The 26,023-nt window shown below is 36.2% G+C and carries 20 protein-coding genes and 2 tRNA genes; 11 read left to right on the forward strand and 11 right to left on the reverse strand.

Annotated features, from left to right (window positions below; genetic code table 11):
* Positions 1-4: 4 nt before the first annotated feature.
* From SOLCA_RS01585 to SOLCA_RS01595, 3 genes are all read right to left on the reverse strand, one after another.
* A complete protein-coding gene (locus SOLCA_RS01585; protein ID WP_014678697.1) occupies positions 5-670 on the reverse strand; it encodes a sugar transferase in 666 nt (221 codons plus the stop codon).
* 13 nt (positions 671-683) lie between these two features.
* On the reverse strand, positions 684-2,669 hold the full coding sequence (locus SOLCA_RS01590; protein ID WP_014678698.1) for a polysaccharide biosynthesis protein: 1,986 nt from the start codon (positions 2,667-2,669) through the stop codon (positions 684-686).
* A 493-nt stretch (positions 2,670-3,162) separates the two neighbouring features.
* Positions 3,163-3,867, reverse strand: a complete 705-nt coding sequence (locus tag SOLCA_RS01595; protein WP_042479150.1) for a head GIN domain-containing protein — start codon at positions 3,865-3,867, stop codon at positions 3,163-3,165.
* A gap of 178 nt (positions 3,868-4,045) precedes the next feature.
* Between SOLCA_RS01595 and SOLCA_RS01600 the strand changes: the two genes are divergently transcribed.
* The gene (locus tag SOLCA_RS01600) at positions 4,046-5,233 is read left to right on the forward strand and encodes an MFS transporter (protein WP_014678700.1); all 1,188 of its coding nucleotides are present in this window, start codon (positions 4,046-4,048) and stop codon (positions 5,231-5,233) included.
* A 149-nt stretch (positions 5,234-5,382) separates the two neighbouring features.
* The gene (locus tag SOLCA_RS01605; protein ID WP_014678701.1) at positions 5,383-8,526 is read left to right on the forward strand and encodes an AsmA family protein; all 3,144 of its coding nucleotides are present in this window, start codon (positions 5,383-5,385) and stop codon (positions 8,524-8,526) included.
* A 34-nt stretch (positions 8,527-8,560) separates the two neighbouring features.
* Here SOLCA_RS01605 and SOLCA_RS01610 read toward each other — a convergent pair whose 3' ends face one another.
* The 5 genes from SOLCA_RS01610 to SOLCA_RS01630 form a co-directional block, all read right to left on the reverse strand.
* Positions 8,561-10,363: a DNA polymerase III subunit gamma/tau gene (locus SOLCA_RS01610; RefSeq protein ID WP_014678702.1), complete on the reverse strand. Its 1,803-nt coding sequence runs from the start codon at positions 10,361-10,363 to the stop codon at positions 8,561-8,563.
* A gap of 138 nt (positions 10,364-10,501) precedes the next feature.
* Positions 10,502-12,769, reverse strand: a complete 2,268-nt coding sequence (locus SOLCA_RS01615) for a cation:proton antiporter domain-containing protein (protein WP_014678703.1) — start codon at positions 12,767-12,769, stop codon at positions 10,502-10,504.
* Positions 12,770-13,029: 260 nt separating this feature from the next.
* Positions 13,030-13,686, reverse strand: coding sequence for a hypothetical protein (locus tag SOLCA_RS01620; protein WP_014678704.1), 657 nt, complete (start codon positions 13,684-13,686; stop codon positions 13,030-13,032).
* 187 nt (positions 13,687-13,873) lie between these two features.
* The gene (locus SOLCA_RS01625; protein WP_014678705.1) at positions 13,874-14,581 is read right to left on the reverse strand and encodes a hypothetical protein; all 708 of its coding nucleotides are present in this window, start codon (positions 14,579-14,581) and stop codon (positions 13,874-13,876) included.
* A gap of 314 nt (positions 14,582-14,895) precedes the next feature.
* Positions 14,896-15,549, reverse strand: a complete 654-nt coding sequence (locus SOLCA_RS01630; protein ID WP_014678706.1) for a suppressor of fused domain protein — start codon at positions 15,547-15,549, stop codon at positions 14,896-14,898.
* Positions 15,550-15,717: 168 nt separating this feature from the next.
* Between SOLCA_RS01630 and rpsF the strand changes: the two genes are divergently transcribed.
* From rpsF to mtgA, 5 genes are all read left to right on the forward strand, one after another.
* Positions 15,718-16,086 carry a 30S ribosomal protein S6 gene (rpsF, locus tag SOLCA_RS01635; protein WP_014678707.1) on the forward strand — a complete coding sequence of 123 codons (369 nt, stop codon included), beginning with the start codon at positions 15,718-15,720 and terminating at the stop codon, positions 16,084-16,086.
* Complete coding sequence (rpsR, locus tag SOLCA_RS01640) at positions 16,086-16,349, forward strand: 30S ribosomal protein S18 (RefSeq protein ID WP_014678708.1); 264 nt, start codon at positions 16,086-16,088, stop codon at positions 16,347-16,349. Before rpsF ends, rpsR begins: the two co-directional genes overlap by 1 nt.
* Positions 16,350-16,362: 13 nt before the next feature.
* A complete protein-coding gene (rplI, locus tag SOLCA_RS01645) occupies positions 16,363-16,806 on the forward strand; it encodes a 50S ribosomal protein L9 (protein WP_014678709.1) in 444 nt (147 codons plus the stop codon).
* A 194-nt stretch (positions 16,807-17,000) separates the two neighbouring features.
* A complete protein-coding gene (locus SOLCA_RS01650; protein ID WP_014678710.1) occupies positions 17,001-19,238 on the forward strand; it encodes an FUSC family protein in 2,238 nt (745 codons plus the stop codon).
* A gap of 101 nt (positions 19,239-19,339) precedes the next feature.
* On the forward strand, positions 19,340-20,026 hold the full coding sequence (mtgA, locus tag SOLCA_RS01655; RefSeq protein ID WP_014678711.1) for a monofunctional biosynthetic peptidoglycan transglycosylase: 687 nt from the start codon (positions 19,340-19,342) through the stop codon (positions 20,024-20,026).
* A gap of 249 nt (positions 20,027-20,275) precedes the next feature.
* Here the strand turns inward: mtgA and SOLCA_RS01660 are convergent, their stop codons facing one another.
* Positions 20,276-20,764, reverse strand: coding sequence for an ABC transporter ATPase (locus SOLCA_RS01660; protein ID WP_014678712.1), 489 nt, complete (start codon positions 20,762-20,764; stop codon positions 20,276-20,278).
* A 156-nt stretch (positions 20,765-20,920) separates the two neighbouring features.
* Here SOLCA_RS01660 and SOLCA_RS01665 point away from each other — a divergent pair, with 156 nt between their 5' ends.
* Positions 20,921-22,294, forward strand: coding sequence for a methyltransferase RsmF C-terminal domain-like protein (locus tag SOLCA_RS01665; RefSeq protein WP_014678713.1), 1,374 nt, complete (start codon positions 20,921-20,923; stop codon positions 22,292-22,294).
* Between the two features lie 32 nt (positions 22,295-22,326).
* Positions 22,327-23,022: a LuxR C-terminal-related transcriptional regulator gene (locus SOLCA_RS01670; protein WP_014678714.1), complete on the forward strand. Its 696-nt coding sequence runs from the start codon at positions 22,327-22,329 to the stop codon at positions 23,020-23,022.
* Positions 23,023-23,229: 207 nt separating this feature from the next.
* Here the strand turns inward: SOLCA_RS01670 and SOLCA_RS01675 are convergent, their stop codons facing one another.
* Both SOLCA_RS01675 and SOLCA_RS01680 read right to left on the reverse strand, forming a co-directional pair.
* On the reverse strand, positions 23,230-24,021 hold the full coding sequence (locus SOLCA_RS01675) for a (Fe-S)-binding protein (protein WP_014678715.1): 792 nt from the start codon (positions 24,019-24,021) through the stop codon (positions 23,230-23,232).
* A gap of 64 nt (positions 24,022-24,085) precedes the next feature.
* Positions 24,086-25,384 carry a 4Fe-4S dicluster domain-containing protein gene (locus SOLCA_RS01680; RefSeq protein WP_014678716.1) on the reverse strand — a complete coding sequence of 433 codons (1,299 nt, stop codon included), beginning with the start codon at positions 25,382-25,384 and terminating at the stop codon, positions 24,086-24,088.
* Positions 25,385-25,671: 287 nt separating this feature from the next.
* Between SOLCA_RS01680 and SOLCA_RS01685 the strand changes: the two genes are divergently transcribed.
* Together SOLCA_RS01685 and SOLCA_RS01690 are read left to right on the forward strand one after the other, a co-directional pair.
* A tRNA-Phe gene (locus SOLCA_RS01685) sits at positions 25,672-25,744 on the forward strand.
* Positions 25,745-25,769: 25 nt separating this feature from the next.
* Positions 25,770-25,842, forward strand: a tRNA-Phe gene (locus SOLCA_RS01690).
* The last annotated feature ends 181 nt before the right edge of the window (positions 25,843-26,023 follow it).

Below are 26,023 nucleotides of genomic sequence, written 5' to 3' on the forward strand. Positions count from 1 at the left end.
AGCGTTAATTTGAGAGCAAAACTTTTGATTGATGGGATACATTGTTTTTAGTTTCAGTATCATGCGGATTTGAGCCTGTAAATGCTTCCATCGTTGCATTTCCGGCTTGATTGATTCCTTCGCTTTTAAGCACTTTTTTAATCGTCAGCATTAAAATTCTTAGATCAAGTCCAAAAGAAAGATGATCTACATACCATACATCATAATTGAATTTTTCAGTCCAACTTAGGGTATTTCGTCCATTCACCTGTGCCCAACCGGTTATTCCTGGCGTTACCTCATGTCTGCGCTTTTGGGTATCATTATATAATGGTAAATAGCTCGGTAGTAAAGGCCTTGGTCCAATCAGGGTCATGTCTCCCTTAATTACATTTAATAGTTGAGGGATTTCATCTAATGATGTTTTTCGAACAAATTTCCCAACTGTAGTTAACCTGTCGGGATCCGGTAATAAATTGCCTTTCTTATCCTTATTTTCATTCATTGTTTTGAATTTTAACACCCAGAAAATTCGTTCATTCTTCCCTGGTCGGGCTTGGGTGAAAAAAGGAGACCCGTGGTTCACAAAAGCAAGGATTATGCTCATAATGAGAAACACCGGAGATAGTATTATGAATGCTGGAATGGCAATAATAAGATCAAAAAAGCGCTTGAAAAATAGTTTATACATAATTAATTCACTATTAAACAGCAATATTTGCTTGTTCTAATGACAAATGGGGAGCATCTAATTCTTCGTAAACGGATTGTTTACTTTTAAATTCAGGAACAATCAATTTCATCTGACGAACAATCGATTTTTCCTGAAAATTAGTTGCTGAGCTTAACAGTTCGTTGATGGATTCTTCTACCCATTCATATTTATATTTTCGAACCCGAGCAATTTTAATTTTCTCATGGTGAGTTTTTTGGACGCATTCGGAGTCATTTAATAACTCTTCATACAGCTTTTCTCCCGGACGTAATCCCGTGAAAACAATTTGTATGTCCTTATCAGGGGTTAAACCAGAAAGCTGGATCATCTTTTTCGCTAAATCAACAATCTTAACGGATTTGCCCATGTCGAAAACAAATATCTCTCCGCCATTTCCCATTGTTCCGGCTTCAATAACCAACTGACAGGCTTCAGGAATTGTCATGAAATACCTGTTGATGTCGGGGTGGGTAACGGTAATTGGTCCGCCTTTTTCAATTTGTTCCTTAAAGCGCGGAATTACAGAACCATTAGAGCCTAATACGTTACCAAAACGGGTGGTAATAAAACGTGTAGATGATTCAATTCCGTTTTGTACATAATAGTCATTCAATGACTGCGTATAAATTTCAGCTATTCTTTTTGAGGCGCCCATTACATTTGTTGGATTTACAGCTTTGTCGGTTGAAATCATCACAAATTTTTCAACCTGGTATTTAACTGATAAATCCGCAACATTTTTGGTTCCACCAACATTGGTTAAGATGGCTTCTGAAGGATGATGTTCCATCATCGGAACATGTTTATAAGCAGCAGCATGGAAAACAATCTCTGGTTTGTATTTATCGAAAAGATACTCCATACGTTCCTTATTTCGGATATCGGCAATAAACGGCTGAATACAAGCGTTAGGGAACGATTCTTTGAATTCTAATTCAATATTATAAAGAGCAGTTTCGGCCTGATCACATAAAACAAGTAGTTCAGGGTTAAATTTGAGTACCTGTCTAACCACTTCACTTCCAATAGAACCAGCTGCCCCCGTAACCAAAATCCTTTTATTGCGGAGCTCATCTGTAACCTTGGCATTTTGTATAGTAATAACTTCTCGTTCAAGAAGTTCTTCAATTTTAATATTCCGAAGTTGATTAAGATTAAAACTACCGTCGATCCAATTTGAAGCACGAGGTATCGTAACCACTTTAATTTCATGTAATAAACATATATCAACAAGTTCTCTTTTCCTGTTAATATCAAGATTTTGGATACTGATAATAACTTCTTCAACTTTATACTTATCTACAAGAAATTGAATGTCAGTTCTGGCATTATAAATTTTAATACCATCAATGTATTTACCTACTTTATTTAGGTTATCATCCAGAAATCCTATCACCTTTAATCCACATTGAGCTTCGTGATTTATTACATGTTTAGTAATCATGCCAGATTCGCCGGCACCAAAAATTAAAATGGATTTCTTTAAGGTATTTTCTCTTCGTATTGACTCAAAACCAAGTTTTATTAAAAATCGGTAGGAAGTAGAAAAGAAGAAAAGAATCAAAAAGTATTTTAATATAACATTGAGGGGCAAGATGATAATCGATTCAATATTACTGAGTCCGAGTTTAACCACACCTAACAAAACCGCATTAAAAAATATGGCGTTGAAAATTCGGGCCATATCCTGCAAACTGGTTAATCTGATAATACCGGCGTATGTTTTAAATGTTAACGATACCGCAATCGAAATAAGTAGATTAATATAAACGAGCGTTTCTAATCCTTTGTGGGCAAATAATGCATGTATGTTAAAGTCATAAAACATTATAAATGCACAAACAAAGGCAATTGTACTGATGATGGTATCAATACTAAATACCAGCCACCGCGGTATAAAGCGCGAAGACGAGATTCTAAGAGTAAAAAAAGCTTCTTTTTTTACTCTTTGAGGAGAAGGAGAGAGCGTAAACATAGATATGAGTTGCGTATCGATTAGTTGTTACATGAGTTTATAGCGTGAAATTTTATAGTATAGTATTTATGGAGTTACATGCAATTGATAAGCCAATTTACCTAATAACCAATAATTTAATTTAAAATAAATGTTAAAAGATAGTTTAAAGCTATTGTTCACCAGGAAGGAAAGAGGGGAGCTCCTGTTGTAGGAAATGGCTTGTAGAGCTTCTGAACAATATTATGTACATTAATTAATTATAGATTAAGTTAATCAAATTAATATACATATCACAGTTTATTTGATATTAAATGAAGTAAATGTGTAAGAATAAATGTGTAGGTATTACCTTGTTTGAGGTACTAAATCCAAAAAACAAGGATAAAAGTGTATACAATATAGTAATGGCTTAGTTTAGGTAATAAGATGAAAGGGATATTGTTATAAATAAAAAAATATAACTGTATTAATGAGATTATAACACAGTTATATTTTATATAGCTATAGTGTATTAGCTTACTTTTTTTATTTTACCGGAACCACTGGTTTTAGCGGAGATTTTTGTTGCTGAGCCTGAATAAATAACATTACCAGAACCCGTAACTGCGGCATCTAATTCTTCATCTGTTTGTATTCTTACCTCACCTGATCCGCTAACTTTTGCAGTAGTGCTTTTAGTTTTTAAGCTACTTCCTTTAAAATTTCCGGAACCGCTAATGTAAACTTCTGCCCTAGCAGCTGAACCTGAAATATCGATAGAACCAGAACCACTGATCTTACTATTTAAACTCTTAGCATTTATCTGAGTTGATAAGTTTCCAGAACCGCTAACTACAATATCCATGTCTTCTGCGTTTAACTGATCTTCTACTTTTAAATTTCCTGATCCGCTTACTGTAAGGTCATTTAATTTTTTAGCGGTAATATAAATAGTGATCTTTTGGCTTGGCGATTTCCACATTTTGGAAGAATTCTTCCATTTAATCGTGAGCATGCGGTCATTTACTTCAGTAACGATCTGGCTTAAATCTTCTGAAGATGCTTCTATTTTAACTTTTTCCTCATTGCCCAATTTTACAATTGCATTAAAAGGACCTCCTAAAGAGATACCGTCAAAATCTTTAACAGCAGGAGTAGAGGTTGATTGAGCCGATACAACATTAAATGCTGCCACCGACATCAAAAGCATAAGCGTAATTCTTTTTAAGTGTGTCATGGTGTATGTATATAATTTTCAATTGTTTGTTTTTATAAAGACGTAAGACAATTTACGAATGTTGCATGGCAATGGAAAAAACAATAGTCGCAAATAACATGTTACAATTAATGGGTTTGTGTTAATAGTATCTATCTTTGAACCCCTCAAATTTTTAATAAAAACCATAACATATTTAATGAGTCAACACTTAAATAAGTGGCATGTAATGCTTATGGCTATGGCTACAGGCCTTATTGTAGCAAATATTTATTACAGTCAGCCGTTAATAATTTTAATCAGCAAAGAGTTTAATGTTTCGGAAAGTAATGCCGGGCAAATCAATTTCTATACACAGATGGGGTATGCACTTGGTTTGTTTTTTTGCACCCCGTTAGGAGATAAAATTGAGCGGAAGAAGCAAATAGTGCTTATGACTATAACTTCTGTAATCGCGTTACTGGGTGCTGCATTAACTCAGCATATCGTTGTTTTGAAGATCGCTGGGTTTCTGATTGGCTTTACCTCTATGGTGCCACAATTAATTATGCCGATGGCTGCTAACCTTGCCGAGCCTGAACGCAGAGGCAAAATCATAGGCACAATAATGAGTGGTTTATTAATAGGTATTCTTTTGTCGAGAACATTAAGTGGCTTCGTCGGCCAAATATGGGGTTGGCGGGAGATGTTTTATATCGCTGCCGGAATTTGTCTGGTATTGGCGGTGATCATGTATTTTACGTTTCCTGAAAGCAAACCAACATTTGAAGGCTCTTATGGTCAGTTAATGCAATCATTGCTTCACCTAGTAAAAGAACAACGAATTTTGCGCGAAGCTACTGCTATCAATGCGCTAGCTTTTGCATCTTTCGGTATGTTCTGGACAACCATGGTTTTATTATTGTCGGCAGAGCCCTTTCATTTTGGTTCTCAAACTATAGGATTATTTGGTTTGGCAGCCGGATTAGGAGCTTTAATGGCACCTTTAGTAGGGAAAATAGCCGACAAGAGTAATCCTCGTGTAACAATAGGTATTGGTATTATGAGCTTATTGCTATCCTTCGTTCTTTTATATGTATTTCGTTCAAGCGTAATCGGAATTGTGATAGGGATCATTATCCTGGATATGGGGATGCAGAGTATTCACGTTTCTAATCAAACCCGTATTTACGCATTGATACCTGAAGCAAGAAATCGTTTGAATACAATTTTCATGACCGGCAGTTTTATTGGTACTGCTTTAGGTTCAGGTATTGGTTTGTGGGTGTGGGATATTAAGCAATGGACTTCTGTTTGTTTTGTAGGTGTAGTGGTAGCAGTAATCGCAATTGTAATTTATGTTTCTACTTACCCCAACAAGAAAAATATTGCTACTGTATTAAAGTAGAACATTTGTTCTTATTATTTCATTATAAGGTAATTAGATAATTGTTTGAGAGTCAAAGTGATTATTTAATTGTTTAAATTTAATTACTGGTACAATGCTTGTGTCGTACCGGTTAAAAATCTAAAGTTTTACGACTGTTTTTTTCTTTTATGAATTCTAAATTCCGTTCTACTCTCTTTAAAGTACTAAAGATTACCGGTATTACACTGGTTAGTGTTGTTGGTTTGTTGTTAATTTTACCATTCTTTTTTAAGGACAGCATTTCTGCAAAAATCAAAGATTGGGCTAATAAAAATCTAAAAGGTGAGTTAAGTTATTCGGATGTTAGCTTATCCTTTTTTCATCATTTTCCTGCACTTACTTTAACCTTAAGTGATTTTGATCTTAAAGGATCAGCTCCTTACACTAAAGAAACATTGGTTGGCGCAAAGGAAATCGCTTTGGGTATTAATCTAAAGAGCTTATTTGAAGAAGGATTAAGGGTTGACCAAATTTTTCTTTCTAATGCTAATATCAACATCCTTGTAAATGAAGATGGTTTGGCAAATTACAATGTATATGTTCCTAAGATTGACTCGACAGCTGCTTCAAAAACAGATAGCTCTAGTTTGTCGTTAAAAATTGAACAAATACTTATAACAAACAGTCATTTGGTCTATAATGATCGTTCGCTGCCTATGCTAATTAATGCTAAAGGGTTTAATTATACCGGTAAGGGCGACCTTAGTAAAGATCTATTTGATCTTTATACAACAGCCAAAATTGATTCGCTGGATTTTTATTTCGACAGTGTACCCTATTTCCTGCATAAAGAAGTAAATGCCAGTTTGATTACCAGTATTAATACCAATTCATTGGCCTTATTGTTCCAAAAGAACGACCTGAAAATCAATAAGCTTCCTGTTCAGTTTAACGGAAAGTTTGAGTTTTTGGAGAACGGTTATGATATGGACTTTAATCTGACTACTAAAGGAGCTAATTTATACGATTTGTTTACAGCGTTTCCGCCGGAGTATCAGCAATGGTTGGAGAAAACGCAGGTGGATGGTATTACCGATGTGGTAGCAAGCTTGAAAGGGAAGTTCATTTCGGAGAAAAAACTTATGCCAACTTTCGATCTCAATATGAAAGTTCGTAATGGTTTAATAGCCAATCAAAAGGTGCCTTCTCCTATTAAAAATTTATTTCTGAATATGGATGCTAAACTGCCTGGTTTAAACCCCGACAGTGTGTACCTGAAAATTGATTCATTGTTTTTTAATATTGATAAGGATTATTTCAGTTCCATCATTACGGTAAAGGGTTTGAAAGAACCTTATGTTTATGCCAACATTAATTCTGAAATAGATCTGGATAAATGGCAGAAAGCATATGGAATTAAAGATTTTGATGTAAAAGGGAAATATACGTTGCACTTGCTTGCTGATGGATATTATAAGGTTGGTCCCGATCCTAATTCTTTGAGAAAAGATACGGCAATTTTGAGTATTCCAAAATTCACGTTAAAATCTTCTTTGCAAAAAGGGTACTTTAAATATGCCTCATTACCTCAGTCAATCAACAATATAAGTTTCAATGTGGATGGGTCCTGCCCCGACAATAATATTAAAAATGCCACATTTAGTATCGATAACCTTAATGCAACTGTTTTAAAGAACTTTATAAAAGGGTTTCTTAGGGTTAATGGTGCAAAAGGTTTTCCAATGGAGGCTAATCTGCAGGCAGATTTCAATCTTGATGATTTAAAACAGGTGTATCCAATCGACAGCGTTGATTTAAAAGGGCTGTTAAAAATGGACGTGGTTACCAAAGGGAAATATGATCCAAAGACCAGACAATTTCCTCAAACACAAGTACTTATTACGTTAAAAAACGGTTATGTAAAAACGAATTACTATCCGCATCCAATAGAAAATATTGAAATCAATTCAACAGCTACTAATAATAATGGTCAACTCAACGGTCTTAAGGTTGCAATTAATCCGTTAACGTTTCAGTTTGAAGGGAAACCATTTACATTAAAAGCTAATCTGGTAAATTTTGATGACTTGGCTTATGATATTAAAGCTAACGGGATTATTGATATAGGAAGGATCTATAAGGTTTTTTCGCAGAAAGGTATTGGTTTAGATGGCCAGATCAACGCTCGATTATCTTTAAAAGGGCGACAAAGCGATGCGGAAAAAGGTTTGTATGACCGATTGAGGAATTCTGGAACTTTGAAACTTTCGAATATTGCGTTAACGTCAGAATTGTTTCCCAAACCGCTTGTTATTGAAAATGGCATATTCAGCTTTAAAGACGATAAAATATGGTTCGATCAGTTTAATTCAAGATATGGTAAGTCTGATATTACATTAAATGGATACATGAATAACCTTATCAACTATGCTTTAAAAGATGAGATGCTGCAGGGAACTTTCGATCTGAAATCGAACTATTTGCTTGTTGATGAGTTTATGGCATTTTCTGGAGATCAGACTGCAGCTCCTAATGGTGAAAGTGGTGTGATCATCGTTCCCAAGAATCTTGATATGACTTTTAATGCGCTGGCCAAAAAAGTTAAATATGATGCATTGAATATCGACAGTTGTAAAGGTAAAATGAATATCAAGAATGGTCAGATTGTACTCAATGAAACGGGTTTTAACCTTATTGGGTGTAAAGTTGTAATGAATGCTACCTACGGAAGTGTAACCCCTAAAAAGGGTTATTTCGAATATCAAATCAATGCTAAAGATTTTGATGTACAACGTGCATATAAGGAAATAAAACTATTTCATGATCTGGCACCTGCAGCAGCTAAGGCACAAGGAGTCGTTTCTCTTGATTATAAATTGAAAGGCCGTTTAAATGCGGATATGATGCCTATTTATCCTTCAATCGAAGGAGCAGGGGTGCTTTCAATTAAGGATGTTAAGATTGCAGGCTTAAAGATGTTTACAGCAATAAGTAAGAGCACGGGTAGGGAGGATGTTAATAATCCAAACCTAAAGAAAATGGAGCTGAAAACATCAATCAAAAATAATGTGATCCATGTGGAACCAACCAAATTCAGGATTGCAGGTTTCCGTCCTAAAATTGAAGGTCAAACAACATTTGATGGCCGTTTAAATTTTAAATTCCGTTTGGGCTTGCCCCCATTGGGTATTATTGGTATTCCAATGACAATTATGGGTACTCGTGATGAGCCCCAAATTAAACTGGGCAAAGAAACTAAAGATGAGAAAGAACTGGAGACGGAGTACAAGGAGGAAGAAGCAGTTCAGGATACCACAAATAAGAAACAATAAATAAAAAGGGAGCTTTAAGCTCCCTTTTTTATTGTTAAAAGTCTATTTCCAAGTCCATTCGTCTTCTTAATTCAAGAAGGTTAGGGTTTTTGTCGGCCAGGTATTTAAATTTATCAGTTGATGTATAAAGTGTTTTCTTTACTTGTTCATCACCTTTACCTATTACTGTTTCAATTTTTATGGTGTTATTCTGTAACTGCTGCTTTAAGAAGCGTAGAATATTTATACGCTCATCATTTACAATATCTGTTTGATATTTATCAATTACAGTAATTTCAATGGTATAATCCGGGCGAAGTTTTGGCTTGTTAACGGTCATTACCGTATGCAGCCCAATTTTTGAGTCCTTTTCGGCAAAACTTGCGTAATCTGTCCAATAACGTAAAAACTGTTCTTCTGTAAAATCCTGATTGTTTTTTACCTCTGTAGGCTCCAAGTTAATGGCTACGGCTTTTTCTTCTTCTTGTGGAGAGGCTGCTACACTACTCAAATTTTTAATTGAAGGAATTTTTAAAGAGCCCATACCTCCAGCAACAGGAGTTTTTTTAGCCGTTGAACTGCTGTTTACAGTTGATGAAGTAGTTGAGGTGGCTGCAGTAACTGAGGATGATGTATTGGTAGCAACAACGGTTCTTTCTACAGCAGGTGTTGAAGTAACCGTTGTTGTCTCCGTAACTTTTACTGTGGTATCAGGTTTTTTTTTTACCTCCGCTTGCGGAAGTTGACCATTAGATAGATTTAATGCTGCTCTGATATGGCACATTTTCATCAATGCTAATTCAACTTGTAAACGTTGGTTTTTACTGCCTTTATAGTTAAGGTCGGCCTGATTTCCGATGTTTAGTCCTGATAGTAAAAAAGAAACAGGTGCTATTTGCGACTGCTCTAAGTACTTCTGACGGATTCCTTCACTCACTTCCAATAATTTTACCGTTGCAGGATCTTTGCACACTAACAAATCGCGGAAATGGCTGCAGATACCGTTGATAAAATTGTTTCCGTCAAAACCTTTATCCAGAATTTCGTCGAAAATCAATAAGCTTTTAGAAATATCTTCAGTTAACAAAGCATCGGTAACTCTGAAATAATAGTCATAATCCAAAATATTCAGATTGTCGATAGCTGCTTTGTACGTAATATTTCCCTGCGAAAAAGAAGTAATCTGGTCAAACATTGAACAGGCGTCGCGCATGGCACCATCTGCTTTTTGAGCAATAATGTGTAAGGCGTCCGGTTCAAATTTTACATCTTCCGTTTTCGCAATATATTCTAAGTGATGAGCAATGTCTTCAACTTTGATCCTGTTAAAGTCAAAGATCTGACAACGCGAAAGAATAGTCGGTAAAATCTTATGCTTTTCAGTGGTTGCTAAAATAAAAATGGCATAAGAAGGAGGTTCTTCCAACGTTTTTAGAAATGCGTTAAATGCACTTGTTGAAAGCATGTGAACCTCGTCGATGATATAGATCTTATATTTTCCGGCCTGAGGAGCATAACGAACTTGTTCTACCAGGCTTCGGATATCTTCTACGGAGTTGTTTGAAGCAGCATCGAGTTCATGAATATTCATTGAACTTCCGTGTTTGAATGAAAGACAAGACTCGCATTCACCACAAGCTTCAAAATCAGCAGTAGGGGTTTGGCAGTTGATTGTTTTTGCCAACACACGGGCACAGGTTGTTTTTCCAACACCGCGCGGACCGCAAAACAGGAAGGCCTGAGCCAATTGTCCGGTTTTAATTGCGTTCTTTAACGTATTGGTTATATGTGACTGACCTACAACACTGTTAAATTTGTCGGGTCTGTACTTTCGTGCCGATACAATGAAATTTTCCATTTGCAACGAAAATAGAAATACTTTCCGCCAACTGCAAGTAGAGATTATCCATGTCAGTTAATTAGCTATGAAACAATCATAAAAAAACGAATGTGCAGGTTTTTGCACATTCGTTTACAAAATAAATTCGTTTACAGATTAAGAAGGTTCGCCTTTGATAACTGATTGGACGGTTTTTTTGTCACCTACAATCCAAACGATATCATCTTTCTCAAATGTAAATGATGAGTCTGGGTTTAGTATCCGTTCATTATTCCGTTCAACCCCAACTACTAAACTAAATGCATTTTCTCTTATGCCTGAAGCCTTAATGCTTTTACCTAAAAGTGGTGAATGGGCATTTATTGTAATCGGATGAAGCGAAACAGATTGTCCGTTCGCATCAGTTTCTTTATAGCTTGTAGCTTCTATAAACTCTTCGAAGTTTTTTAATTGATCATCGGTTCCGATAACAGCAATCCGATCTCCCGGATAAAGGCGTTCATCTTTTCCCGGAATCTTGAGTTTTATTTTTCCACGTTCAATCAGTGCTACATTAACGCCAAAATGTTCGCGTAAGGAGAGTTCTATCAGTGTTTTACCAACTGCATCAGATTCGGGTTTTACGGTGTAATAAGCTAAATGAGAATCCCATGGCATTAATTCATCCGCTCGTTTAGCTGCTTCACTGATTTCCCGTGCATTTAAATTTGCCAGGAACCTGCTCTCTATCTTGCTATAGAAAGATTGCAATCGGGAAGAGAAAATAATGGCACTGATACCAATTATTATTACCGCGGAAATAATTGATACAATTGGTGAGAAAAATTGACCAATAAGCAAAACGATGAAAATTATTGCCAGCAAAGCTCTTACGATCTCAAGTGTAATGAGTGGACCGCGGTTATATTTCGTATCGATCCATAATTGTTTATAGGCAGTACTATGGATTTTTTTTACAGCCAGTGCCCAAAGGAACGGACTCATCAATAAGAGTGCAACCACAATAATGATGATATCTCCGTAATTACCGTTTACAAAATCATTATTAATTTTTGGCGTAAGGTACTTCACAGAGAAAAGTATCCCGATTATGATAATGGAATTGGTAACAATAATGAATATATATTTCTTCAGGAACTCTTTCCAGTTATTGGTTCCGGAAATACTTTGTGATCCGGCACTATATCGGGCTAAGGCATTCCTTGCTTTTTCAGGCAGTAGTTTGTTAATGCCTAAATAAGTAGGTTCTGCTAATTTAATAAAATAAGGCGTTGTGAATGTGGTGATAGCCGAAACAGCTACAGCAATCGGATACAAGAAATCACTGGTTACTTTTAAGCTTAATCCTAACGTGGCAATAATGAATGAAAACTCTCCGATTTGCGCCAAACTCATTCCAGCTTGTAAAGAATGCTTTAACGTTTGTCCGGATAATAATGCGCCTAAACCCGAACTTAACGTTTTACCGAAAATAGTAACAACTGTAATGATCAAAACAGGAAACCAATAGTCTACCAATATCTTTGGATCAATAAGCATCCCGACAGAAACAAAGAAAACGGCCCCAAAAAGATCTTTTACAGGTTTAACCAAATGTTCTATTTTTTCTGCTGCTGTGGTTTCTGCTAAAATCGCTCCCATAACAAAGGCTCCCAATGCAGGAGAAAAACCTGCTGCAGTTGCCAGCAAAACCATCAATAAACATAATGCAAGAGAAACCACCAATAACATCTCATCATTCATTAATTTTTTGGCTTTTTTGAGAAATGTTGGAATCAGAAATATCCCTCCCAGGAACCAAAGGGCAAGGAAAAAGGTGAGTTTTAAACCCGACATCAGCATTTCATCACCGGCAAATTGCTGACTGGCGGCTAAAGTTGATAATAATACTAATAAAAGTATAGCAACGAGGTCTTCAACAATTAACACCCCAAAAACAACTGTGGCAAACTTGTGGCTTTTTACCCCAAGTTCTTCAAATGCTCTGATAATAATGGTAGTTGATGAAATTGATAAAATCCCCCCTAAAAATATACTATCCATCTGGTTCCAGCCTAAAAGTATACCGGTTAAATAGCCGATACCTAGCATTGAAATAACCTCAACAATAGCGGTTATGGATGCGCTTCCGCCAACTTTAACAAGTTTCTTAAAACTGAATTCTAAGCCTAAACTGAACAATAGGAAGATAACACCAATTTCAGCCCATATTTTTATGCTGTCAATTTCTGAGATAGTGGGAAACAGCGTGAAATTAGGTCCGACCAACAAGCCAGCAATCAGGTAGCCAAGAACAACAGGTTGTTTTAATTTTTTAAAAATTAACATGGTTACCCCGGCGGAGGCTAAAATAAGAGCAAGGTCGGTTATAAGATGAGGTAAGTGAATCATCGGCCTGATCAAAAATTTAAGTCCTGTAGCCATATCTTCTAAGTGGATTTAGAAGATAGATTTAATAGACTGGTTAGCAATTATAAAACAATGAACCTGCAGTAAAACTGTGAGTTACAACTGTCGGTTTGCGTAAATATACTATCTTCAGATTAAACGGATGGGGAATTAAGTAAGTTTTTGGTGTATAAATTGATCAAATAAATTTGCTTAACGGTTAAAAAACAAGGGAGTAAAACCGAAGCTTTACTCCCTTGTAAAAAATGAGTTACTTGTTGTTAACTATTGTTAGCTTATTCAGCCAAAGGCTCTACAATTGTTGTAGTTACTTGTTCATTTAGATTGAATTTTACTAACTCCTCAATTGTAGGCTTTTCAATTTCGGTCATTGCAGGATCAGATGGAATAAATTTGATCAAAACATCCAAATCGGTTAAGGGTTCAACGATTTCTTCATTGCTAATCTCACGTGGAGTAAATTTTATTAATTCCTCAACGCTTGTTGGTTCAACAATGTTTTCGATTTCAATTGTTGCTGGTTTAAAAGAGATCAGGTCCTCAATCAATGATTGTTCATTAAATTCAATTGCTAAAGGAGTAAAGTGAATCAATTCTTCAATAGTTTGCTCAGCTGCATCATTAATTAATAATGTTGATGCAATTATCTCGCTTTGCAATTCTTCATGAACTGGAAAGTCTATGTCTGATGAATGGTCAGTAGGAATAAATTTAACAAGTTCAGTTAAAGTTCCAGCTGTGTTTCCAGTTGTTGGGTGATAGGTTAATTCGTTACTTACAAAAATGTGTTCTTCCGCAGGAAAGCGAATATCGATAGTTGAGGTAGTGTCATTTTCGCTGCTATTAAAACGAGAAGAAAAATTAAAGTGAGAATTTGCAGTTGTTAAAGTTGCAATGCTTACTATCGTTATGGTTTTAATAAGAGTTTTCATATTGTGTTAAGTTGTTGTTGTTTATTTATTTGTTGTTTTATTCTATGACTACATTAACAGGTACTTGGTTACACATAGTACCGAAAAAATGTAAAAAAAAATTCTCTCCTTTTTTTAAGGCTTAAAAACAAAGGGATAAAACATGAGTTTTACCCCTCTGAAATATGAATTACGCTAATGATTTTATTTATAGACCAGTATTGAACTCGGTGATGTAATTGCAGGGTGAACTAATAACAGGTTCTTCAATAATTGAAGTCTGGCAGTCCGAAACTTTAAATTTTACCAATTCATCAATATTAACAGGCTCAATTACTTCGGCAGCTAAAACCGGTTCGAATTTGATCAGTTGATTAATAGATGATTCAGGCTCAACGATATTTTCATGATTAACTTCGGCAGGATTAAATTTAATCAGATCATCCATATCCATAGGTTCTGCAATATTTTCAGTAGCAACATCAGTTGATGGCTTGAATGAAATTACCTCATCTAAGAATAATTGATCACTCACATCAACTATTTCAGGTTCAAAACGGATTAACTCGTCAAGAGCTACTGAACTTTCGGCGCCGTAACTTATAAGAAGGTCTGAAGCTTTTAGTGTTGAACTTTCATCCATTAATGTTAATGATGAAACTGAAAATTCCGAAGAAGGTTCAAAAGCAACAGTATTAGTTAGATCTGTACTAAGACCCACAGCTGTATAATTTAATGCCGATGCTTGCTGATTGCTAGCTAATACATTTGCTTCGGCAGGCATGATAATATCAAAAGTTGGAGTTGTACCTTTTTCAGTGGTATTAAAACGCGAAGAAAAATTAAGTTGTGTAGTTCCTACAGCAGTTAAGGTTGCGATGCTAACTACGGTTACGGTTTTAAAGAGCGTTTTCATATCGAATTAAGTTGTTAGTTGTCAATTTGTTTGTTGTTGGTAGTATGACCCAAAGGTACGGTACAAGGTTACACATAGTACTATATTTTTTGTAACATGGCTATTGTGATGGTGTAACTTCACTATTACTATAACAATGGGTTTATTATCTTGTTTATCAATTTGTTGTATTTAATCGAATGACAAGCGGCTTTGGGTAGATGTTGCATCCTTAGAAAAAAATAGTTGTAAAATAGCAGTTAGAAAAAACCGAAGGCATTTTTTAATGCCTTCGGTTTTTTTATAGATAATAATAAGGAATAAAGAAAAAGTAATTAGGATCTTCGGTTAAGGTCAGTTATTAATAAAGGATTATTAATCTTCATTTCTTCAATAAGATTAGCGACTTCCTCGGTAGTAGGGTTAGCTCTGAGTCGCTCTAATTCTTTAGAAGTAATTCCAACCATTTGTAAGAAGGATACCTCACCATGTGGAGTGTTTAATTTTCCTAATTCAGGATCAAGGGTAAATACTAATCCGACAATGTCTGTATCAGTATCTAAACGTATTGGTCCGTTCGCCGGCACAAAATGATTCTCTTCAAACCATCGGCCGCTTTCATATACATAACGAGCCAAATTATTCATTACTTCGATGGCCCATAAAGGGTCTGTTTTATCTTCTTCGAATGGTTTTATTCTGAAGGTAAACTCAAATCCCCATTTGCTAAACTGCTCACCAACTTTTTCTTCGTCATAATAAAGTTCAGACATACCGTAGCTGATAATATGTCGGTGAAATTCCTGGTTATCCGAATCATAAATGCTGGAACCGTCGATAGGGTCATTTCCTCCCATAGAAAAATGCAAGGCAGGCGCATAATGACGAGGTTCCTGGGTTACATAGATTTCTTCAATCCTCTGATCAATAAATGACCAACCTACTGCATCTTCTTCAGTAAACTGGTTTTTGTATTCTTCAAGCGTCATAAATCAAAATGTTCTAATGTTTCAAAGATATATATTTGTAGAATCCCTGCTGAAAAGAACCAAAGTGATAAATGATTTTTAATTAGTTACACGCTTGAAATTCAAAATAAAAATGTCTACATTTGCAGCCCTTTTATAGGTAAAAATTAATTAATTTAAGTACAACAGATGAAGAGTTACGAAAGCGTAATCGTTCTTACCCCGTTGTTATCAGAAGAAGCTTCGAAAGAAGTTGTTGCCAAATTCAGGAAAGTCCTGACTGATAACGGAGCCGAGATTGTCAATGAAGACAATTGGGGTTTGAAAAAACTGGCTTACCCAATCCAGAAAAAAACTACAGGTTATTATACTGTAACCGAGTTTAAGGCTTCAGGCGAATTAATTAACAAATTAGAAGTTGAGTACAAACGTGATGAGCGCGTAATGCGTTTCCTTACTATTGCGTTAGATAAGCACGCTGTTGCTTATGCAGAGCGTAAACGTAAAGGTGAATTGGCTCCGAAAGCTTCTAAAAAATCAGAAGGAGAAGTAGCATAATGGCAAATCAGAACATTTCATACGTTACCCCTCCAAAAGTTGAGGATAACCGTAAAAAGTACTGCCGTTTCAAGAAAAATGGTATCAAGTACATCGATTATAAAGATGCGAACTTCTTGTTAAAATTCATTAACGATCAAGGTAAAGTATTACCTCGTCGTTTAACAGGAACTTCATTAAAATTCCAACGCAAAGTAGCTCAGGCAGTTAAACGTGCTCGTCATATTGCTATTTTGCCTTACGTAACCGATGGTTTAAAATAAGGAGGGCGCTACAATGGAAGTAATTTTAAAACAAGACGTTAAAGCGCTAGGCGAAAAAGACGATATCGTAAATGTGAAACCAGGTTACGCTCGTAACTACTTGATTCCTCAAGGTTTCGCAGTTATTGCAAACGATAGCAACCGCAAAATTTTGGCTGAAAATTTACGCCAAATTGCGTTTAAACAAGATAAATTGAAAAAAGATGCTGAAGCTATTGCTACAGGCCTAAAAGATGTTAAACTTTCTATCGGTGCTAAAGCTGGTGAAAGCGGTAAAATCTTTGGTGCTGTAAATGCATTACAAGTTGCTGAAGCTATCAAAAAATTAGGCTTTGAAGTTGATCGTCGTAAGATCACTTTCGAAACTGATGTTAAATTCATTGGTGAGTACATTGCAAATGTTAACTTACACAAAGAAGTTAAAGTTCAGGTGCCTTTCGAAGTTGTTGCAGAATAATTTCGATTCTATAATATTAAAAAACGGTCTCGGCTAAGCCGAGACCGTTTTTTGTTTTTTATTTTGTTGGTAAGAGAAACGGACCTTTTGCAAACGATTAATAGTTTTAGAAAGAAATCTCACATCCCATTTCTCATATCTCAAATCTAAATTCTATTTTAACGCAATCGTTTTACATCAATAAACCTGAATTTGTGCTTTTAAAAACATATATAACTAATCCGCGTACATTTATTAATCGTGAACGGCAAAACCCCGACATAACCCGTGCATTGGTTTCAATGGTGAGTTTGGTTGGTTTTTTGGTGGTTGCTGAATTAACGGGTCATGTTGATATTGGTGTTTATGGTGGACTTGCCGCTGAGCTGATATCTTGGGCAAGGGTAACTGGGTCGTTTGCTCACAGAGTTTGGGTAATGATCTTAGGTACATTGGCAGTTGCTGTTGCTACTTTCTTAGGTACTATTGCCGGTGGAAATATGATTGCCGCAATGGCCTTTTTGGTTGTGGTGGCTTTTTTGTCGGGTATGGCCAGGGGCCTGGGTGATCATGGTCTTACCTTAGGTACCTTAGCCGTTGTATTGTTTCTTTTAGCCTTGTATGGTCCTAATACACAAGCCATGGCTGAGAAACGAGCTATTGCAGTATTATTAGGCGGTGCACTTTCCATTACTTTACGGGTAATTATTTTGTGGCTCTTGAATCCTCAATTGCCTTATGATATTGCTATTTCCAAACCGTGGACAATCAGCTCTTCTATTATGGGAATGGTTCCGGCGCTTTGTGAGGAGGATGAACATGAAGCTGAAACCAAACTTAATGAAGAGGAAGTAAAACTGCGTGTGGCAATAAATGATCTCTTGCCTTATTTGCGTAAGGGAGATTCTAAGCTAGTTTCCGTTCGACGTGAATTATTAAAAGTGGTTAGAGCAGGATCAAGATTTGGTTCAACTGCCATGGCCCTTTTTTATGAAATGGTTCAGGTAGGTAAGCATGAACGTTTAAGTTTCCTGATGCCTACCCTCAAAAATACTTTTCAAACATTAGAACTGGCCGGATCAACTGTTGGTCATTACTTATTGTCAAAATCTCATGAAGATGAGGAATTGCTGAAAATTCGTATTCAGCGTGTGGAGAATATGGTTCTTATTATTCGTAAGCGTTTGGATGCAGCTGGATTACCAATTGAAGATAAGTTAGAAGTAATGAAGGTGATCTATATGTTTGAGTCTTCGATCAGTTATTTACATACCGCACTCAACTGGATTGAAAAATTGGATGAGAAGCGGAAAAAACTGTCGTTTGTGACACAATTTCAGCCAAGTATTTCCATTAAGTCTCAATGGAAAAATACATTGTCTGAGTTCACCGCTGATTCAGAGTTGTTCAGGCATAGTTTACGTTTAACAGTAATTGCAACTTTCTGCCTTTTCTTATATTATTTCTTTGAGATACCACGGGGCTATTGGATTGCACTTACGGTAATGGTAGTGTTGCAGCCTGATTTTAGTTCTACCAGGTTAAAGGCTTGGGACAGAGTTCTGGGGACATTAGGAGGTGTGTTGATAGGGAGTCTCCTTATCCATTACGTAAAATATGAATATGTAATATTTATAGTTATAGCTATTTGTCTGTTCTTATTCTTTTACTTTCAGGCGCGTAATTATGCTATTGCTGTATTCTTTTTAACAATAGAACTGGTAGCCCTTATTGACCTTACCTTACCCTATGACTGGCATATTGGGCTTTACAGGATGATGAATACTATTTTAGGAGGAGTTATCGCTGTAGCTTCAGCTTACCTGCTATGGCCGAAATGGCAGCATGTTAAATTGGGGCATTTCTTAGGACATGCAATAAAGGCTAATAGAGTTTACCTAATGCAGATTGGTCATGAATTAAAGGAGAAAACCGGTTTTCATGCACGGCTAATTGGACTAAGAAGAAAAGCAGAAGTGGCTAATCTTAATATGGCTGAAGCTTTAAAAAAGGTTAAGTATGAACCCGGGGCAAGTAAAACATTAATAGCGTTCGGTGAAAATCTTGCTTTTTATAATGCAAAACTTACCAGAGAGATTACCGCATTTGGAGCAATATTGCCTGGCATTAGTAAAGAGTTTGAATTTCCTATTACGTATTCACTGATTGATGAATGTGCTAATTTATTGCATGATTTATCCGAATCATTGGAGAATGATCAGCTAATTTGTGTTCGACACTCTTTTACGAGGTTTTTCCTGGATATAGATAAACGAATAGTTAGCATTCGTGAATCTGTTGCAACAGCAAATGTGGAAGAGCAAAAGAAAATGGAACGTCAGTTACTTGATTATGAACTCATCCGTTCTCAGATGGATATCATTACTACTGAAATAGCGGCCATGTGTAATATCTCTGGCAAAGTGGAACTGCAGGCTATCCCGCTTAACTAACCTTATTTTAATTTGCTGAAAAGCAGTTTGTTGTTATTTAATGCATTGTCTTTCGCTGTTAATATGAACAGAGAAAATGTGAATTATTATTTTTGTGCACTATGTCAAAAGTCTTTCGTTTTTTAGGTAAAGCTGCACTCTGGTTTTTTGCCATTTCTATACTTTGGGTAATCACCTATCGCTTTGTTCCCGTCCCGCTTACTTTCTTACAAATGCAGCGCTGTTTTGAACAGAAAGCTGATAGTAAAGAAATGAAGCTGGAAAAGGATTGGGTTTCATTCGATAAAATATCTCCAAATTTACGTCAGGCTGTTGTTGCATCAGAAGATCAGTTGTTCATGGAACATATGGGTTTTGATTGGGATGCAATGCAGAAGGCTTGGGTTTATAATGCTAAGAAGAAAGGGAAAAAGATTAAAGGAGGAAGCACTATTTCGCAACAAGTAGCTAAAAATGTATTCTTATGGCAAGGTCGTTCCTACGTTCGAAAAGGCTTTGAGGCTTATTTTACATTTCTTATTGAAATTTTCTGGTCTAAAAAACGGATTATGGAAGTTTATTTAAATGTGATAGAAATGGGGGATGGGATTTATGGGGCAGAAGCTGCAGCCCATGAATATTATAATAAAGCTGCAATTGATCTTAGCAAAAAGGAAGCCGCATCAATTGCTGCAATTTTACCAAACCCGCTGAAATGGTCGCCTACACGGCCTAATGCACTAGTAAAAAAGAAAACAAAACGGATCATGAGGTTTATGCGTATGCTTGGACCAATTGACTTTGAGTAATAAAAAATGTTTAAATAAGAAGGGCCGGAAAATCACTTTTTCCGGCCCTCCTTATTTATTATGAATATAAATTGCGTATAAATACCTGACATTCAGTGTTGAAATACTCAGATATATGTAGTAACATTGAGTTTAATTCAAACTCCTATGAAATCTAACAAGCACTACCCTTTTTCTAAATTTGAATATATTGTTATAAGTTTTTTGTTTGTAGCAGTGCAAGCTCTACTGATAGTCTGGTTTCTTTGATTAGTTAGAAAGTGCTGATGCAAAAACCTGATTATGCCAGCTTTCTTTTAACGGAACTTCCCACATGGTAGTAAGTTCTTCTTTCGACTTTACAAGGTTATTGAATACTATTGTTTGTTCATTTAAGATTCCGTTTGTTAATAGTTTCTCAAATTCGTCACGACTTACAGAATAGATGTCCTGATCTATTTTATAAGCAATATTGAATCTGTCAAACAGATTGATATTCAATTCGTTTTCAATTTCTTTCATCAATCTCACTGATTTATCAATAGAACATCCACTTGCTCCATACTGACTTTCATCAACAGTTAGTATAATGAAACGGTTATATTTAACCTCCGCTTTTGCTTTTAATAAATTATCATGGGCCGTCCACTCCGTTGCAAAGGCAGTTAATTTATTTTGCAATGTTTCAAATTCCGCGGTTGTTAATTCTCTGTTTGATTGATAGATCCAAACTCTTGAGTTGTCACTGAATGTATTCATGCTACAAAGATAGTATTAGTTTTAGTTGAATGATTAGCTATAACGATCTATATTAATAAAACGTAAAAGCAGTATTTGTTTGCAAAATAATGCAATCTTTTACACATACAAGACCATTAAACTCTTCCCTTCAAGCTAAAAAAATTATCTTTGGTTATGAAACTACCTCCTCCGTTTAAATTACGTATGGCTGAATTTTTGGGTCCCGAACTTGAAAAGTTTATTGATTCCCTTAGTTCAGAATCTCCTGTTAGCATTCGAGTCAATAAGAATAAATATCCATTTGATATTGCTTATAAACCTATTCCATGGACAACAACCGGTTATTACCTTCCGGAGCGTCCTTCGTTTACAGCAGATCCTTTACTTCACGGTGGAGCTTATTATGTACAAGAGGCAAGCTCAATGTTTGTTGAACAGGCGGTTCGACAGGTTTTTTCTGAACGAAGTGGTTTCAATGTGCTGGACTTATGTGCTGCACCAGGAGGTAAGTCAACTCATTTAGCCGCATTGTTTGATGAAGATAGTTTAATTGTTTCCAATGAAGTCATTAAGAGTAGAGTTACTATTTTATCTGAAAATATTCAAAAATGGGGGACAGGTAATGTAGTGGTAACAAATAATGATCCGAAAGACTTTAAAGATATTAAAGGTTTCTTTGATTGTATTGTTGTTGATGCTCCATGTTCAGGTGAAGGAATGTTTCGTAAAAATGAATCAGCAATTGATGAATGGTCAGAAGATAATGTACAATTATGTGCACAACGTCAACGCCGCATTTTAGCAGATATTTGGTCATCTTTAAAGCCAGGTGGTGTGTTAATTTATAGTACCTGTACCTATAGCCCGAATGAGAATGAAGAAAACCTTGCATGGCTATGTGAAAATTATGAAGCCGAGAATCTTACCATAAAGCTTGATGATAACTGGAGAATAAAGGAGAGTACACATTCAGGATTTACAGGTTATCGTTTTTATCCTCATGAAACACAAGGAGAAGGGTTTTTCCTTGCTATCGTTAGAAAGAAGGGTGAACTCGGAAAAGAATTTAAGTACCCTAAGAAAAAAGGTAAAAGCTTATTCGTTCCTATGGATGCTAAAGCCATAGCTCCGTTCAGTGGATTACTTCTCATGCCTGAAAAATGGAAGTACTTTCTTAAAAATGATATGGTGTCTTTATTTCCGGCAATAAAAAGCAAAGAAGTTGAATACCTGATCGATGCGTTAAATGTGATTTATGCCGGTGTTGAAGTGGGTCAGTTAACCAAAAAGGAGTTCAGGCCAGAGCATGCTTTAGCCTTGTTTGGGGAGCTAAACAAAAATTATTTTTCGGTCATTGAGGTTAATAAAGAAACTGCTTTGAAGTTTTTACGCAAAGACGATCAGGTTTTTGAAAAAGCGATAGAAGGATGGAGTTTATTAACCTATAATGGTATCGGGCTGGGCTGGGTAAAAAAAGTGGGGAATAGATTTAATAACTATTATCCTAAAGAATGGCGTATACGATTATCCCTGGATAAAATGATTTAAAATTCTGAATACACTACCGTAAACTGATTAACATGGAGGAAAATAGGCAAGAAAAGGACTTGCAAACAGGGAAACAAGCATTAACGACGGTTGATGAGCATATATTTTTTAAAGAACTTGTAGATAAAATGCCTGTGGGCTTGTATACTGCAAGTTATGAAACAGAAAGTGTTACTTGGTGTAATCAATACATGGAAAACATGTTTGGATTGTCGGCAAATGAAATTATTGCTTTAGGCAGTGATTTTTGTGGAACCTTGGTTCATCCCGATGATCAACATTTGACACAAATAAGCCAGCTTTTGTTAAGCCAGCAACCTCTTGTAAATTTTGGAGGAGTTTTCAGAGTTCGTTCAGCCAACGATGCTAATTGGAAATGGCTTGCGGGTTGGGCCACTTCTTTGCAAAAAGATAATAGTGGCATTGCTACTGATATGCTTTGTGTTTTGGTTGACTTGGGTGTTTGTATTCATACCTATGATCGTACAATTGATGCATTAAAAGATGCGTTGAGGAATAAAAAAGATGAAACATTACTTTCGCTAACCAATAGAGAGCGTGAGGTGTTATTGCTGATAGCTAAGGGACTTAAGAATAAGGAAGTAGCAGAACGTTTAAGTGAGTATACCATTGAAACTCACCGTAAGAATATCAAGTTAAAGCTCAATGTTCGTACAACAACTGAATTATTGAAGAAGGCCGAAGATCTGATACTGTTGAATGTTTAGACACTTAAAATACCCACAAGTTGGTATTTTTTATCGAATAAAGTCGTTCTACTTTTACGTCGTTATAACGACCTCACCAAATCTGAACTATTAGTTGCCACTAATGGGTTTTCCGGGTTTGAGTACCTATCCGAAACATAGTTTATAATTATTAAAAAAGCTTCCCCGTTATTGGGAGAAGCTTATTTATTTTTAAGGGTTTCTTGCTTACGTCCAACCGTTGGCTTTGGTTGCAATTTCAGCAATGTCCAATACTTGCACCTCGGCTTCTTTGTCGGCTAATTTTACGCCATCTCTGATCATTGTCATACAGAAAGGACATGAAACTGCAATAACATCTGGTTTTAAGGCTAAGGCTTCTTCTGTACGCTCTACATTAATGTCTTTATTCCCTTTCTCAGGTTCTTTGAACATTTGAGCTCCACCCGCTCCACAACAAAGTCCATTAGAGCGACAACGTTTCATTTCTGTTAATTCAGCATCCAATTGCTCTATTACAGCACGTGGAGCCTCGTATACACCGTTGGCACGTCCTAAATAACAAGGATCATGATAAGTGATTTTTTTACCTTTGAAGGTTTCACCGTTTTCAATTTTTAAACGGCCATCATCAATTAATTGCTGTATTAACTGAGAGTGATGAATAACCTCGTAATTACCACCTAACTCAGGGTATTCATTTTTTAAAGTATTAAAACAATGAGGACAAGCAGTAACGATTTTCTTAACGTTGTAGGCGTTTAAAATTTCAATATTGGTCATTGCCATCATTTGAAACAAAAATTCATTTCCTGCACGTTTAGCCGGGTCTCCGGTACAGCTTTCTTCTGTTCCTAAAATGGCAAACTTGATTCCTACATTGTTTAAGATTGTTGCAACTGCACGGGTAATTTTCTGAGCACGTTCGTCAAAACTTCCTGCACACCCAACCCAAAATAATAATTCTGGTTCTTCGCCTGCAGCCAGCATTTCCGACATTGTTTTTATATGGAGTTCCATTGTAATTTTATCTGTTTAAAAGACGGACTTTATTTATTCAGTTGTCTTTGTTTTTAATAAATGCTTAATTATTGATCCAGTTTGTTCTGTCTGATGGAGAATATTTCCACGGAGCCTGGTTATTTTCTACGTTACCAAACATATTGTTGATGCTTGCTGGTGCGTTGGATTCTTCCATAACCAAATACCTGCGCAACTCAACAATGATCGCTAACGGATCAATATTAACCGGACAAGCCTCAGTACATGCATTACATGTGGTACACGCCCAAAGTTCTTCTTGAGTGATATAATCACCTAATAACGCTTTACCATCCTGGTAATCCTTCCCGTGCTTATCAATATTTTTTCCTACTTCTTCCAGACGGTCGCGGGTATCCATCATTATTTTGCGTGGAGATAATAACTTACCGGTCATATTAGCAGGACAATTAGATGTACAGCGACCACATTCTGTACAAGAATAAGCATTCATTAGGTTAACCCAATTTAGGTCAGTAACATCTTTTGCGCCGAAACGTCCGGGCGCACCATCTGTTGCAGGAGGGGTAAAAGACGGATCAAGCATTGCTTTCACCTCGTTAGTAACAGACTGCATATTGGTGAACTTTCCTTTTTTATTCAAATTAGAATACCAGGTGTTTGGAAATGCTAGTACAATGTGAAAGTGTTTTGAATATGGAATGTAGTTTAAGAAAGCAAATATGCCCACAATATGGGACCACCAGCAGAGACGCTCAACAAAAATTAAAGCAGTTTCACTATCAGGTAAAATGGCGGCAATTGCTGCACTGACAGGGAATGATCCCGCCTGAATGTAGTGATGGGCTCCAAGCAGCTGTAGTTTATAATCTGCGGCATTCATGGTTAAAAAAGCCGTCATTAATAAGATCTCAGCAATTAGGATATAGTTCGCGTCGCTTACAGGCCATCCTTTCATCTCCACGCCAGAAAAACGTTTTAAATGAATAATGTTCCTTCTGATTAAGAAGACCACACAAGCAGTAAGTACACCTAAGGCTAAAAATTCAAATGACCCAATAAGGAAGCCGTAGAAGCTACCTAAAAAAGAAAATATACGGTGAGTGCCAAAGATGCCGTCTATTACAATTTCAAGCATCTCTATGTTAATGATTACAAAACCTACATAAATGAGGATGTGAAGGAATCCTGCAATAGGTCTAACCATCATTTTAGACTGGCCCAGGGCAACTCTTGCCATGGTTTTCCAGCGTTCAGCAGTATGATCCGTTCGGTCGATGTCTTTACCGAGCATGATGTTCCTGCGGATTTTCATCACATTGCGGGTGAAAAGCCAAATAGCGGCTGCTGCAATAAGTACAAATAATAGCTGTCCAAGCATAAGGTTTTTGATCAGAGTATATCGCTAAAATAATAATTCAAAAAAATAAACCAATTATTAAAACGGTCTATTTTCTACTTAGAATCGATATAAATTGGCTATTGCTTTTAGAATATAGTTTTAAACAATAGTACTAATATAGATTTTTAAACAGACTTTTGGGTGCTCTTTGTAAATCTATTTGTGCAGATAATCTGATACTTAAGAGGAATGTGTCTAAAAAAACAGAAAAACCTTTTTGATTTGAGTAAAAAGATACTACATTTGCATTCCCAAAACGAAAGGGAGGTGATGTAGCTCAGTCGGTAGAGCAAAGGACTGAAAATCCTTGTGTCGCTGGTTCGATCCCGGCCATCACCACAAAATAGATAAAAATGCACCGCAAGGTGATGTAGCTCAGTTGGTAGAGCAAAGGACTGAAAATCCTTGTGTCGCTGGTTCGATCCCGGCCATCACCACAGACAAAAAGCTTCCTGATTCAGGAAGCTTTTTTTGTTTTTAGGGTAAAACTGAAACGCCGGATGGGGCGGAATGATTCAATCCAAGATCGGCATCAACCTGAATGATTGTCTACTCAAAATTTATGGATCTTAAATTAGTTAAATCTCCGGAGGAGAATAAACTTAGTAGGTAATACAT

The sequence above is a fragment of the Solitalea canadensis DSM 3403 genome (assembly GCF_000242635.2).
Taxonomy (GTDB): Bacteria; Bacteroidota; Bacteroidia; order Sphingobacteriales; family Sphingobacteriaceae; genus Solitalea; species Solitalea canadensis.

Excerpts from the sequence above, each read along its gene's own strand:
- SOLCA_RS01595 (WP_042479150.1), bottom strand. The coding sequence starts at position 3,867 with ATGACACACTTAAAAAGAATTACGCTTATGCTTTTGATGTCGGTGGCA.
- SOLCA_RS01680 (WP_014678716.1), bottom strand. The coding sequence starts at position 25,384 with ATGCTTGGACAGCTATTATTTGTACTTATTGCAGCAGCCGCTATTTGG.
- SOLCA_RS01660 (WP_014678712.1), bottom strand. The coding sequence starts at position 20,764 with ATGAATACATTCAGTGACAACTCAAGAGTTTGGATCTATCAATCAAAC.
- SOLCA_RS01600 (WP_014678700.1), top strand. The coding sequence starts at position 4,046 with ATGAGTCAACACTTAAATAAGTGGCATGTAATGCTTATGGCTATGGCT.
- SOLCA_RS01665 (WP_014678713.1), top strand. The coding sequence starts at position 20,921 with ATGAAACTACCTCCTCCGTTTAAATTACGTATGGCTGAATTTTTGGGT.
- rpsF (WP_014678707.1), top strand. The coding sequence starts at position 15,718 with ATGAAGAGTTACGAAAGCGTAATCGTTCTTACCCCGTTGTTATCAGAA.
- SOLCA_RS01630 (WP_014678706.1), bottom strand. The coding sequence starts at position 15,549 with ATGACGCTTGAAGAATACAAAAACCAGTTTACTGAAGAAGATGCAGTA.
- SOLCA_RS01615 (WP_014678703.1), bottom strand. The coding sequence starts at position 12,769 with ATGGCTACAGGACTTAAATTTTTGATCAGGCCGATGATTCACTTACCT.
- SOLCA_RS01675 (WP_014678715.1), bottom strand. The coding sequence starts at position 24,021 with ATGGAACTCCATATAAAAACAATGTCGGAAATGCTGGCTGCAGGCGAA.
- SOLCA_RS01605 (WP_014678701.1), top strand. The coding sequence starts at position 5,383 with ATGAATTCTAAATTCCGTTCTACTCTCTTTAAAGTACTAAAGATTACC.
- SOLCA_RS01625 (WP_014678705.1), bottom strand. The coding sequence starts at position 14,581 with ATGAAAACGCTCTTTAAAACCGTAACCGTAGTTAGCATCGCAACCTTA.
- rpsR (WP_014678708.1), top strand. The coding sequence starts at position 16,086 with ATGGCAAATCAGAACATTTCATACGTTACCCCTCCAAAAGTTGAGGAT.
- mtgA (WP_014678711.1), top strand. The coding sequence starts at position 19,340 with ATGTCAAAAGTCTTTCGTTTTTTAGGTAAAGCTGCACTCTGGTTTTTT.
- SOLCA_RS01670 (WP_014678714.1), top strand. The coding sequence starts at position 22,327 with ATGGAGGAAAATAGGCAAGAAAAGGACTTGCAAACAGGGAAACAAGCA.
- SOLCA_RS01620 (WP_014678704.1), bottom strand. The coding sequence starts at position 13,686 with ATGAAAACTCTTATTAAAACCATAACGATAGTAAGCATTGCAACTTTA.
- rplI (WP_014678709.1), top strand. The coding sequence starts at position 16,363 with ATGGAAGTAATTTTAAAACAAGACGTTAAAGCGCTAGGCGAAAAAGAC.
- SOLCA_RS01590 (WP_014678698.1), bottom strand. The coding sequence starts at position 2,669 with ATGTTTACGCTCTCTCCTTCTCCTCAAAGAGTAAAAAAAGAAGCTTTT.
- SOLCA_RS01585 (WP_014678697.1), bottom strand. The coding sequence starts at position 670 with ATGTATAAACTATTTTTCAAGCGCTTTTTTGATCTTATTATTGCCATT.
- SOLCA_RS01610 (WP_014678702.1), bottom strand. The coding sequence starts at position 10,363 with ATGGAAAATTTCATTGTATCGGCACGAAAGTACAGACCCGACAAATTT.